We start from the raw sequence: 12304 nt of genomic DNA on the forward strand, positions 1-12304 counted from the left end.
ATATATCATTGTAGAATGCGCTTTCATAAGTGTGTTTAGAAGTTTTATATTTAAGGTGCCTTAAGGAGGTCTCATGTCTAATTTTTATAAGCTCTTGAAAGAAAAATTTCCTCGAAAAGAAGATATCGTAACAGAAATGATCAATTTAGAAGCTATTTGTCAATTACCCAAAGGGACGGAGTATTTTATTAGTGATTTACACGGGGAATACGATGCTGTTGATTATCTCTTACGGACAGGTGCAGGGTCTATTAGAGCTAAATTATTAGACTGTTTTGATTGGCAGAAAATAGTTGCTGTTGATTTAGATGATTTTTGTATACTGCTTTATTACCCAAAGGAAAAATTAGCCTTCGATAAAATGAACTTGTCAGCAAGTGCTTATAAAACGAAGTTATGGGAAATGATTCCGTTACAAATACAAGTTTTAAAATATTTTTCTAGTAAATATACAAAATCTAAAGTACGTAAGCAATTGTCAGGTAAGTTTGCTTACATTATCGAAGAACTTTTAGCTGAGATTGACCGTAACCCAGAGAAGAAAAGCTATTTTGATACTATTATTGAAAAATTATTTGAATTAGACCAAGTAGAAGATTTAATTATAGTATTGTCCCAAACAATTCAAGTTTTGATTATTGACCATTTACATGTTGTAGGGGATATTTACGATCGTGGTAGGTATCCTGATCGTATCTTGAATAGGTTAATGGCTTTTCCAAATTTGGATATCCAATGGGGGAACCATGATGTCACTTGGATGGGAGCAGCATCTGGTTCTTACCTTTGTATGGTAAATGTTATCCGTATTGCTGCACGTTATAATAATATTACTTTAATTGAAGACCGATATGGTATCAATTTGCGTCGCTTGGTTGATTACTCACGCCGTTACTATGAACCTCTACCTTCTTTCGTTCCTATATTAGATGGAGAGGAAATGACTCATCCAGATGAACTAGACTTGTTAAATATGATACAACAAGCAACAGCAATTTTACAGTTTAAATTGGAAGCCCAATTGATTGACAGGCGTCCAGAATTTCAAATGCATAATCGGCAACTTATTAACCAGGTAAATTATAAAGATTTAAGTATATCTATTAAGGAAGTTGTGCATCAACTTAAAGATTTTAATAGTAGATGCATTGATTCGAAAAATCCCAGTCGATTAACAAGTGAGGAAGAAGAGCTTTTACAACAATTGATGATAGCCTTCCAGACTTCTGAAAGTTTAAAGAAACATATTGATTTCCTATTTGAAAAAGGAAGTATGTATTTAACATATAATGATAATCTTTTATTCCATGGTTGCATACCAATGCATAGTAATGGTGATTTTAAAAGCTTTAAAATTGCAGGAAAAACTTATGGTGGTAGGGATTTACTGGATTTATTTGAAAGTCAAATACGTCTAGCATATGCTAGACCAGAGAAACATGATGATTTGGCGACAGATATCATTTGGTATCTTTGGTGTGGTGAAAATTCTTCTCTTTTTGGTAAGAATGCCATGACTACTTTTGAGCGCTATTATGTTTCCGACAAAGTAACTCATCAAGAAAGAAAAAATCCCTACTTTAAACTGAGAGATAAAGATGATATTTGCACTGCTCTTTTACAAGAGTTTGATTTGCCTAAGTTTGGGCATATTGTCAATGGTCATACGCCAGTCAAAGAAAAAAATGGTGAGCAACCGATAAAAGCAAATGGTAAGATGTTAGTAATTGATGGTGGCTTTGCCAAAGGTTATCAGAAAAATACAGGTTTAGCTGGCTACACTTTGATTTATAATAGCTATGGGATACAATTAATTTCACACCTTCCTTTTACATCCATTGAGGAAGTTTTAAGTGGAACCAACTATATCATTGATACGAAGCGATTAGTAGAAGAAGCCAAGGATAGGATTCTTGTAAAAGATACAACTATTGGACAAAAGTTAACCAAAGAGATTAAAGACTTAGATCACCTTTATCGTCATTTTCAGGAATATGATGACTAGTGTTTAAGTAATTTACTAATTGATATGTAGGATTTAATTTTTCAGTTTCTTACCTTGTCTCTTTTATTAAATTGACTTAAAATAATATTATGGACATAAAGGCAGAAATTCAAAAATTAGCAAAAGAAATTGGTATCTCTAAAATTGGTTTTACGACGGCAGATAACTTTGATTATTTGGAAAAGTCATTGCGTGCTTCTGTGGAAGAGGGGCGCAATTCAGGATTTGAACATAAAGTCATAGAGGATCGTATCTACCCTGAAAGGCTTTTAGAATCGGCTAAAACGATTATTTCAATTGGCGTTGCTTATCCTCACAAACTTCCTCAGCAACCTCAAAAAACATCTTATAAACGAGGAAAAATTACACCTAATTCGTGGGGGCTTGATTATCATTATGTGGTCGGCGAAAAGTTAGACAGACTATCAAAAGGCATTGAAGAGCTCTGTCGAGATTTTCCTTTGCAACAAAAAGCAATGGTCGATACTGGAGCTTTAGTTGATACTGCAGTTGCCCAAAGAGCAGGTATTGGTTTTATAGGAAAAAATGGTCTAGTTATTTCTAAAGAATATGGCTCTTATATGTTTTTGGGAGAATTAATTACCAATTTAGAGATCGAGCCAGACAAGCCTGTCGATTATGATTGTGGTGACTGTCGTCGTTGTCTAGATGCCTGTCCAACTTCTTGTTTAATTGGTGATGGCTCAATGAATGCCAAGCGTTGTCTATCATTTCAAACCCAAGATAAGGGAATGATGGACATAGAGTTTCGAAAAAAGATTAAAACAGTTATCTATGGTTGTGATATTTGCCAAATTTGCTGTCCTTATAACAAAGGTATAAATAATCCATTGGCGACAGAGATTGATCCTGAGTTGGCTCAACCAGAATTAATACCATTTTTGAGTTTATCAAATGGACAATTTAAAGAAAAATTTGGTATGATTGCTGGAAGTTGGCGAGGTAAAAATATTTTACAGCGTAATGCCATTATTGCGCTAGCAAATGCTCATGATAAAACCGCAGTGGTCAAATTAATAGAGATTATTGATAAAAATAATAACCCTATTCATACTGCAACAGCTATATGGGCATTGGGAGAAATTGTCAAAAAACCAAACGATGAGATACTGGAGTTTATGAGTAATTTAACCTTAAAAGATGAAGATAGCCGAAAAGAGTTGGAATTAATCCGTCATAAATGGCAATTTTAAGCCTTTTATGGTATTTTTAAGAACCTTATGATAAAATAAAACAGATTAACAAAGATTGGAGAAATCTCATGGAAGTGGCTGAAATTCGCCAAAAAATAGTAGAAAATAAAGAGAAGTTGACTAGCTTCAGGAGGTCTCTTTGACTTAGATCGTTTGGAAGAGGAGATTGCTCTTCTTGAAAATCAAATGACTGAGCCAGACTTTTGGAATGACAATATTGCAGCGCAAAAGACATCTCAAGAACTGAATGAGTTAAAAGGTAAGTATGATACTTTCCATAATATGCAAGAATTATCTGACGAAACAGAACTCTTACTTGAGATGCTTGACGAAGATGATTCTTTGAAAGAAGAATTAGAAGAAAATCTAATGCAGCTAGATAAGATAATGGGTGCTTATGAAATGACGCTTCTCTTATCTGAGCCTTATGACCACAATAATGCTATCTTAGAAATCCATCCTGGTTCAGGAGGAACTGAAGCGCAAGATTGGGGAGATTTACTCTTACGAATGTATACCCGTTTTGGCAATGCTAATGGTTTCAAAGTAGAAGTATTAGATTATCAAGCAGGGGATGAAGCTGGTATTAAATCGGTTACCCTCTCTTTTGAAGGCCCCAATGCTTATGGTTTGTTGAAATCAGAAATGGGAGTTCATCGCCTCGTTCGTATATCACCTTTTGATTCGGCTAAACGTCGTCATACCTCATTTGCTTCAGTTGAAGTGATGCCAGAGTTAGATGATACGATTGAAGTAGAAGTACGTGATGATGACATTAAAATGGATACTTTCCGTTCCGGAGGAGCTGGTGGTCAGAACGTCAATAAAGTATCAACAGGTGTTCGTTTGACGCATATTCCAACTGGAATTGTGGTATCGTCTACCGTTGACCGTACTCAATATGGGAACCGCGATCGCGCTATGAAGATGTTGCAGGCTAAGCTATATCAGTTAGAACAAGAAAAGAAAGCACAAGAAGTAGATGCTCTTAAGGGTGATAAAAAAGAAATCACTTGGGGAAGTCAGATTCGTTCTTATGTTTTCACCCCTTATACGATGGTGAAGGATCATCGTACTAACTTTGAGCTTGCTCAGGTAGATAAGGTTATGGATGGAGAAATCAATGGCTTTATTGATGCCTACCTTAAGTGGCGCATTGAAGACTAAAAATAATGAAGGAGAAACATGGCACTAATAGAAATGTCTGGTGTTACTAAAAAGTATCGCCGTTCAACAACTGCCTTGAGAAACTTAAATTTATCAATTCAGCAAGGTGAGTTTGTGTATTTAGTTGGTCCGTCAGGTGCTGGTAAATCTAGCTTGATTCGCCTCCTATACCGTGAAGAAAAATTAAGTTCAGGTAGATTAAAGGTAGGGGAATTCAATCTCAATAAACTCAAACGTCGTCAAATTCCTATTTTACGTCGTAGTATTGGAGTTGTCTTCCAAGATTATAAATTACTACCAACAAAAACAGTTTATGAGAATGTTGCGTTTGCGATGCAAGTTATTGGAGCTAAGCGCCGTCATATTAAAAAACGCGTGCCAGAAGTTCTAGAATTAGTAGGTTTAAAACACAAGATGCGTTCTTTTCCAACACAGTTATCTGGTGGAGAACAACAACGTGTGGCAATTGCACGTGCGATTGTTAATAATCCAAAATTATTAATTGCAGATGAACCTACTGGTAATTTGGATCCAGAAATTGCTTGGGAAATCATGCATCTATTGGAACGTATTAACCTTCAAGGAACGACTGTTTTGATGGCAACACACAATAGTCAAATTGTTAACACACTTCGTCATCGTGTCATTGAGATTGAAGCAGGTAGCGTTATCCGAGATGAAGAGAAGGGAGAATATGGTTATCATGATTAATTTCTTTAGACATTTCTGGGAATCGCTTAAAAACTTGAAACGTAACTTTTGGATGACTTTTGCTTCTGTAACATCAGTTACCATAACCTTACTTCTTGTAGGCTTGTTTTCATCAGTTTTACTGAATGTTGAAAAGTTAACAACTGATGTTTCAGGTAATTTTACTATCAGTGCCTTTTTAAATGTTGACTCAACGGATGCTCAAAAACAAGTCAAAGATAAGGACGGAAAGCTAAAAGATAATCCTGATTATCATAAAGTTTACGACAAAATTAAACGTATTTCTGGTGTAGAGAAAGTCACTTATTCAAGTAAAGCTGAACAATTAAAAGAAGTTCAAAAAGAGTATGGTTCAGATGTTATTGATGATACCTATAAAGATGCTTTGTTAGATGTTTACGTAGTTGGGACAAGTTCTGCAAAAGTTTCTAAGAGTGTCAGTGAAGCAATTGGACGCATTGAAGGTGTTGATTATACTAAAGAACCTATTGATTCAACAAAACTATCTAATCTCACAGATAACATCCGTATATGGGGATTTGGTGGTGTTGCCTTATTAATTGTCCTTGCTATCTTTTTGATTTCAAATACTATTCGTATGTCGATTATGTCACGCCGTACAGATATTGAAATCATGAGATTAGTTGGCGCTAAAAATTCTTATATTCGAGGACCGTTCTTTTTTGAAGGTGCTTGGGTAGGGATTTTAGGGGCTATCGTTCCATCGCTGATTTTCTATTTTGGTTATCAATTTGTGTTTAACAAGTTTAATCCAAAATTTGAGACAAGCCATGTTTCATTGTATCCTATGGATATTATGGTTCCAGCAATTATTGGTGGTATGGTGATTATTGGTATTATTATTGGCTCACTTGGGTCTGTCCTATCAATGAGACGTTACCTTAAGATTTAATAAAAAGAGATGAAATCTATTTCATCTCTTTTTATTAATTGTAGATATCATGTTAGTGGATAAAATTCGAAATAAACGTAGCCAATTGTTTTTCAGATGATTTGTGAGAAAGGGTAGCTTTACCATCCCCTTTTTGATGTCCGTAGTTACCAAATCGGCTATGGTTTCCTCCGACAATAGTTCGAAAAGTACTTGAATTTGGGAGGCGTTTTTTAGCTTCCTCATATTTTTCCCAGTTTAAAATATGATCATTACTTGCTGTAATGGAGAGTACTCTTAACTTTTTATGAGATAGGTCGGATTTACGTGAAGGGTAGGAAGCTAATAATATGAGCCCTCTAACAGGGGCTACTTTGGCATTTTGGCTAGCAACAACTCCTCCTAAAGAATGTCCAGCAAGGTAAACATTAGTTAAGTGGTTCTGATTAATAATTGTTTTAGCTTTATGAGGCGATAAAACTGGCAAATTTAAAGGTGTCTTCAAAATATAGGTATTATACCCTTTGTAAGCTAAATCTCTAGCAAGTTGAGAATAAGCTTCTTCTTCCACAAGAGCCCCTTGATAGAAAATAATATTTGCTTTTACCTTACCCTTGCTTCTAAAAAGAAGGTAGTTCTTATGGTTTGTAGCGGTTTTAGCAATTCTCCTAGCTAATGGGGAGGCTTGGTAAGTATTGAAGTAAATGGTCATCCCGACGGCCATTAAAATAGCAAGGATACTTGTTGTTAACCAAAGAAAAATAGAGTGACGTTTTATGTTCATTGGAAGAAAGGATTAAAGTTTTTTTCGTGGCCAATAGTTGTATTCATGCCATGGCCTGGGTGAACACTATAATGACTAGGTAAGGTGAATAGTTCTTGACGAATACCAGTAATGAGGTCCTCAAAGTTACTGGTAGGTAAGTCAGTACGACCGATAGTTTCACGAAATAGAGCATCGCCAGTAACGACTAATTCATCTGAGTGGAAAACAAACGAGACTCCTCCCCAAGAATGACCAGGTGTTGGTAAAACTGTGAATTCAAAACCATTTAGTTGATAGGGTTGCTTTAATTTAAAAAAGTTCTCTGCCGGTCTTGCTATAACATTAATGATATCATCATGACGGCCTAACCCAGATAAATTATCATCTGGGGAAGATAGCCAAGCGGCTTCTTTTTCTGAAACATAAACAGGTGGATTATCAAAAGTATCTCTGACCAAATCTAAACTAAAAATATGATCATAGTGAGTATGAGTTAAGAGGATAGCCACTAAAGGTTTTTCAAAGGATTTAATTTTAGCAATAATTTCTTGGCCATTGCTCCCTGGATCAATGAGGATAACAGCTTGATCATTAACGAGGTAATAAGTATTTTCACCAGCAATGTGGTTTATTGTTTTATAGATTTTCATAATGATAGTGTACCAAAAAATCAAGACTTTGTTAAAAAAAGAGTGGCGGAAAATAAATGGCAACTAGTTTCAGAAAATATGGGATCTCACAGCAATTTCTTGACACCGTTTTCATAAAGGTGTATCATAAAAGTAATCAATAAGCCAAGCCTAAAGCTGAACTTAGTTTAAGAACACTGACTTTTTGAGAGCAACCTAATTGGTTGACTAAAGAATATGAGGTGGAAGATATGTCAAAAGTTGCTATTGTTACTGGTGCTGGTCAAGGAATTGGATTTGCTATTGCGAAACGTCTTCATGCAGACGGCTTTAAAATAGGCGTTTTAGACTATAATGAAGAGACTGCTCAGGCTGCGGTTGATAAACTATCACCTGAGGATGCTGTTGCAGTTGTAGCAGATGTTTCAAAACGTGATCAAGTTTTTGATGCTTTCCAAAAAGTTGTAGATACTTTTGGTGATTTGAATGTTGTTGTTAACAATGCAGGTGTTGCCCCAACAACTCCTCTTGACACTATTACTGAAGAGCAGTTTGAAAAGGCTTTTGCAATCAATGTCGGAGGAACTATTTGGGGAAGCCAAGCAGCTCAGAAACATTTTAGAGAATTAGGTCATGGCGGAAAAATTATAAATGCAACTTCACAAGCAGGATGTGAAGGGAATCCTAATTTGACTGTTTATGGTGGTACAAAATTTGCAGTTCGTGGTATTACACAGACTTTGGCAAAAGATTTAGCATCAGAAGGAATCACAGTCAATGCTTACGCACCAGGTATTGTTAAAACACCTATGATGTTTGATATTGCCCATGAAGTTGGTAAGAATGCAGGCAAAGATGATGAATGGGGTATGGAGCAGTTTGCCAAAGATATCACTTTGAAACGCTTGTCTGAACCAGAAGATGTTGCTAATGCAGTAGGCTTCTTAGCGGGAGATGATTCAAATTATATCACTGGACAAACAATAGTTGTCGATGGGGGTATGGTATTCCATTAAAAATGATTAATGCTAACACTGTGAGTTTCACTCACAGTGTTTTTTATATTTCTTAAAAAATTATCTTATCTTGGTTATTGGAGTGATGGCATCTTTGAGGTATAGTCATGTTTTGTTTTATAGATATAGCGTGCTATAATAGACTTACTATGACCCAGAAAAAACTTAGAAAATATGCAGTAGTTGACTTGGAGGCTACTGGAGCAGGTCCCAATGCTTCTATTATTCAGGTTGGGATTGTTATTATCCAAGGAAATAAAATTATTGATAGTTATGAAACAGATGTTAATCCTCATGAATCTTTGGATGAGCATATTGTTCATTTGACAGGTATTACGGATAAGCAGTTGGCTAAAGCTCCGGATTTTGGTCAAGTGGCGCATCACATTTATCAATTGATTGAAGATTGTATTTTTGTTGCCCACAATGTAAAGTTCGATGCAAATTTATTGGCTGAGCAACTATTTTTAGAAGGCTGCGAGTTACGTACACCAAGGATAGATACAGTAGAATTATCACAAGTATTTTATCCCTGTTTAGAAAAATATTCTTTAGGGGCATTAGCAGAAAGCTTAAATATTGAATTAACAGATGCGCACACTGCTATTGCAGATGCAAGAGCTACAGCACAGTTATTCATTAAGTTAAAAGCTAAAATTAGTAGTTTACCTAAAGAAGTGTTGGAGACCATTTTAACATTTGCTGATAATCTTTTGTTCGAATCTTATTTATTGATTGAAGAAGCTTATCAAGAAGCTGATTTCGTTAATCCTAAAGAATATTATTTCTGGCAAGGATTGGTCTTAAAAAAAGAAAAAGCTGTTGGAAAGCCTAAGAAATTATCTAGTGATTTTCAAGTTAACATGGCTTTGTTAGGTATGGATGCTCGCCCTAAGCAAGTTGTTTTTGCTGACTTGGTTAAAGCGCATTTTAATGATCAAACAACAACGTTTTTAGAAGCTCAACCAGGACTTGGTAAAACATATGGTTATCTCTTGCCTTTATTGGATCAGTCTCAAAAACAACAAATAATAGTATCTGTTCCAACAAAGATTTTGCAAGATCAAATAATGGCTAAAGAAATAAAGCACATTCAAGAACTTTTTCATATTCCCTGTCACAGTATCAAAGGACCGAGAAATTACTTGAAGTTAGATGCGTTTTATAAGAGCCTCCAAGTGCAGGATCGAAATCGATTGATAAATCGTTTTAAAATGCAACTGCTAGTGTGGTTGACGGAAACGACTACAGGTGATTTGGATGAAATTAAACAAAAACAACGATTAGAATCTTACTTTGACCAGCTAAAACACGATGGAGAAGTGACTCAATCATCACTTTTTTATGATCTGGATTTTTGGAAACGCAGTTATGATAAAGTTGCACAAAGTCAACTTGTTATTATCAATCATGCTTATTTTCTTGAGCGTGTTCAGGATGACAAAGATTTTGCAAAGGGGAAGGTTTTAGTTTTTGATGAAGCTCAGAAACTTGTTTTGGGACTGGAAAATTTTTCTCGTGGGCAACTTGATATTAGTCACCAATTGCAGGTTATTCAAAAAATAATTGATAGTTCTATTCCATTATTACAAAAGCGCCTTCTGGAAAGTATCTCTTATGAGCTAAGTCATGCAGTAGAACTTTTTTATCGTCATAATTCTTTTGAATTTTCAGAGACCTGGTTGAAACGTCTAAAAAATAGTATAAACGCTTTAGAAGTAGTAGGATTAGATGAGTTACAAACTTTTTTCACAGCTACTTATACTAACTATTGGTTTGAAACTGACAAAGTCAATGAGAAGCGTTTAACCATTTTACGTGGGGCGAGAGAAGATTTTCTTAAATTTTCAAAGTTCCTCCCCCCCACAAAAAAGACCTATATGATATCAGCGACTTTACAAATCAGTCCCAAAGTCTACTTGTCAGATCTTTTAGGAGGATTTTCAAGTATAAGTACAGAAAAGATAGCGCATGAGAAAAATGCCAATCAGAAAGTATGGATTGATACCTCTATGCCCAATATACTTGATTTATCACCGGAACAGTATGCTTACGAAATAGCCAAGCGTTTACAAGATATAATGACGTTAAAGCAGCCTACCTTAGTCTTATTAACTTCTAAACAGACAATGTTTATGGTATCTGATTATTTGGATAAGTGGGAGATAAAACATCTTACTCAAGATAAAAATGGCTTAGCTTATAACGTTAAAAAACGTTTTGATCGTGGAGAAAGCAATCTTCTTTTAGGTACAGGATCTTTTTGGGAAGGTGTTGACTTTGTACATCGTGATCGTCTTATTGAAGTTATCACGCGATTGCCTTTTGATAATCCCAAAGACTATTTTATCCAGAAACTATCGCAGAGTTTAACAAAAGAGGGGAAAAACTTCTTTTATGACTATTCTTTACCAATGACTGTCTTAAAATTAAAACAGGCCTTGGGACGTACTACAAGGAGAGAAGAACAAAAGTCAGCGGTAATTATTTTGGATAGCAGATTGGTTATTAAATCTTATGGACAAACCATCATGCATTCTCTTGGTAGAGATTTTGAAATTTCTAAGGAAAAAATTAACAAGGTCTTGACTGAAATGGCTAAATTTTTGATATAATGGTAAAGATCATTGTCTAAAAATAAGATTTTGACAGTGCGACTCAAGATTAAATAATAGTAGTACGTTGATAAAAGGAGGAGTAATGACCTATTTGTCAGAACGTGTACTCAATATGGAAGAGAGTGTTACTTTAGCTGCGGGAGCTAAAGCAAGAGAACTCAGAGTACAAGGAAGAGATATTCTTAGTTTAACTTTAGGGGAGCCTGACTTTGCTACTCCTAAAAACATTCAGCAAGCGGCTATTGAGGCTATAACAGATGGACGTGCAAGTTTTTACACACCATCAAGTGGTTTGCCGGAGTTGAAGTCAGCAATTAATGCGTATTTTGAACGTTTTTATGGCTACTCCCTTAAACCTAATCAGGTGGTTGTGGGAACTGGTGCTAAGTTTATCCTTTATACTTTCTTTATGACAGTACTGAATCCCGGTGATGAAGTAATTATTCCGACTCCTTATTGGGTATCTTATGCTGATCAGATTAAGATGGCTGAAGGTAAGCCAGTTTTTGTCACAGCAAAAGAAGTTAATCACTTCAAAGTAACTGTGGAACAGTTAGAAGCTGTTAGGACTGATAAGACAAAAGTCATACTTCTTAATAGTCCATCAAATCCTACAGGTATGATTTATAAAGCTGAGGAGTTGGAGGCTATTGGAAATTGGGCAGTCGAACATGATATCCTAATTTTAGCAGATGATATTTACGGTCGATTGGTTTACAATGGCAATATTTTTACCCCTATTTCAAGCCTTTCAGAGTCTATTCGAAACCAAACGATAGTCATAAATGGAGTTTCTAAGACTTATGCGATGACAGGTTGGCGTGTTGGTTTTGCAGTGGGTAATCATGATATTATAGCGGCAATGTCTAAAGTAGTCAGTCAAACAACTTCTAACCTTACGGCTGTCTCACAGTATGCTACTATTGAGGCTTTAAATGGTTCTCAAGAGTCATTTGAAAAAATGAGGCTAGCATTTGAAGAACGCCTTAATATCATTTATCCATTGTTGTGTCAGGTCCCTGGGTTTGAGGTTGTTAAACCACAAGGTGCTTTTTATCTTTTCCCAAATGTTACAAAAGCAATGGAAATGAAAGGATATACGGATGTTACAGCATTCACGGATGCCATTCTTGAAGAAGTTGGACTTGCTTTAGTAACGGGTGCTGGTTTTGGAGCGCCGGAAAATGTTCGTCTGAGTTATGCTACAGATCTTGAAACCCTTAAAGAAGCTGTTCGTAGACTGCATGTCTTTATGGGAAGTAATGAAATTAATTAAATAAAAATAG

At 35.6% G+C, this 12304-nt stretch carries 10 protein-coding genes; 8 read left to right on the plus strand and 2 right to left on the minus strand.

The window, feature by feature from the left end; genetic code table 11:
- The first annotated feature begins 73 nt into the window (after positions 1–73).
- The 5 genes from QOR44_RS02830 to ftsX all read left to right on the plus strand — a co-directional run bounded on the left by QOR44_RS02830 (position 74) and on the right by ftsX (position 6010).
- Entirely contained in the window at positions 74–2005 is a 1932-nt protein-coding gene (locus QOR44_RS02830) for a fructose-1,6-bisphosphatase (protein WP_000064640.1), read from the plus strand.
- An 89-nt stretch (positions 2006–2094) separates the two neighbouring features.
- The gene (gene queG / locus QOR44_RS02835; protein ID WP_000351637.1) at positions 2095–3219 is read left to right on the plus strand and encodes a tRNA epoxyqueuosine(34) reductase QueG; all 1125 of its coding nucleotides are present in this window, start codon (positions 2095–2097) and stop codon (positions 3217–3219) included.
- 68 nt (positions 3220–3287) lie between these two features.
- Positions 3288–4386 (plus strand): peptide chain release factor 2 gene (prfB, locus tag QOR44_RS02840; RefSeq protein ID WP_011324939.1). Its coding sequence is split into 2 segments (ribosomal slippage): positions 3288–3359 and positions 3361–4386, totalling 1098 coding nucleotides; the frame shifts between segments, so codons are not numbered across the junction.
- Positions 4387–4404: 18 nt separating this feature from the next.
- Positions 4405–5097, plus strand: coding sequence for a cell division ATP-binding protein FtsE (ftsE, locus tag QOR44_RS02845; protein ID WP_001173889.1), 693 nt, complete (start codon positions 4405–4407; stop codon positions 5095–5097).
- A complete protein-coding gene (gene ftsX, locus QOR44_RS02850) occupies positions 5081–6010 on the plus strand; it encodes a permease-like cell division protein FtsX (RefSeq protein WP_000236202.1) in 930 nt (309 codons plus the stop codon). Before ftsE ends, ftsX begins: the two co-directional genes overlap by 17 nt.
- 52 nt (positions 6011–6062) lie before the next feature.
- On the opposite strand, the gene QOR44_RS02855 is transcribed toward ftsX, so the two are convergent.
- Both QOR44_RS02855 and QOR44_RS02860 read right to left on the minus strand, forming a co-directional pair.
- A complete protein-coding gene (locus QOR44_RS02855) occupies positions 6063–6773 on the minus strand; it encodes an alpha/beta hydrolase (protein WP_001022579.1) in 711 nt (236 codons plus the stop codon).
- The gene (locus tag QOR44_RS02860) at positions 6770–7405 is read right to left on the minus strand and encodes an MBL fold metallo-hydrolase (RefSeq protein ID WP_000708402.1); all 636 of its coding nucleotides are present in this window, start codon (positions 7403–7405) and stop codon (positions 6770–6772) included. The genes QOR44_RS02855 and QOR44_RS02860 overlap by 4 nt, the downstream gene beginning before the upstream one ends.
- Positions 7406–7635: 230 nt before the next feature.
- Between QOR44_RS02860 and QOR44_RS02865 the strand changes: the two genes are divergently transcribed.
- The 3 genes from QOR44_RS02865 (at position 7636) to QOR44_RS02875 (ending at position 12294) form a co-directional block, all read left to right on the plus strand.
- Positions 7636–8400 (plus strand): (S)-acetoin forming diacetyl reductase, encoded by a 765-nt coding sequence (locus tag QOR44_RS02865; RefSeq protein ID WP_000048144.1) that lies wholly within the window; start codon positions 7636–7638, stop codon positions 8398–8400.
- 149 nt (positions 8401–8549) lie between these two features.
- Positions 8550–11015 (plus strand): bifunctional DnaQ family exonuclease/ATP-dependent helicase, encoded by a 2466-nt coding sequence (locus QOR44_RS02870; RefSeq protein ID WP_000192260.1) that lies wholly within the window; start codon positions 8550–8552, stop codon positions 11013–11015.
- An 85-nt stretch (positions 11016–11100) separates the two neighbouring features.
- Entirely contained in the window at positions 11101–12294 is a 1194-nt protein-coding gene (locus QOR44_RS02875; RefSeq protein ID WP_000221826.1) for a pyridoxal phosphate-dependent aminotransferase, read from the plus strand.
- The last annotated feature ends 10 nt before the right edge of the window (positions 12295–12304 follow it).

It is taken from the genome of Streptococcus agalactiae, assembly GCF_949788565.1.
GTDB classification, from domain to species: domain Bacteria; phylum Bacillota; class Bacilli; order Lactobacillales; family Streptococcaceae; genus Streptococcus; species Streptococcus agalactiae.

What these genes read in the sequence shown, in the direction of transcription:
- QOR44_RS02865 (WP_000048144.1), top strand. Translation starts at nt 7,636, where the DNA reads ATGTCAAAAGTTGCTATTGTTACTGGTGCTGGTCAAGGAATTGGATTT.
- QOR44_RS02870 (WP_000192260.1), top strand. Translation starts at nt 8,550, where the DNA reads ATGACCCAGAAAAAACTTAGAAAATATGCAGTAGTTGACTTGGAGGCT.
- QOR44_RS02860 (WP_000708402.1), bottom strand. Translation starts at nt 7,405, where the DNA reads ATGAAAATCTATAAAACAATAAACCACATTGCTGGTGAAAATACTTAT.
- QOR44_RS02855 (WP_001022579.1), bottom strand. Translation starts at nt 6,773, where the DNA reads ATGAACATAAAACGTCACTCTATTTTTCTTTGGTTAACAACAAGTATC.
- ftsX (WP_000236202.1), top strand. Translation starts at nt 5,081, where the DNA reads ATGGTTATCATGATTAATTTCTTTAGACATTTCTGGGAATCGCTTAAA.
- QOR44_RS02875 (WP_000221826.1), top strand. Translation starts at nt 11,101, where the DNA reads ATGACCTATTTGTCAGAACGTGTACTCAATATGGAAGAGAGTGTTACT.
- ftsE (WP_001173889.1), top strand. Translation starts at nt 4,405, where the DNA reads ATGGCACTAATAGAAATGTCTGGTGTTACTAAAAAGTATCGCCGTTCA.
- QOR44_RS02830 (WP_000064640.1), top strand. Translation starts at nt 74, where the DNA reads ATGTCTAATTTTTATAAGCTCTTGAAAGAAAAATTTCCTCGAAAAGAA.
- queG (WP_000351637.1), top strand. Translation starts at nt 2,095, where the DNA reads ATGGACATAAAGGCAGAAATTCAAAAATTAGCAAAAGAAATTGGTATC.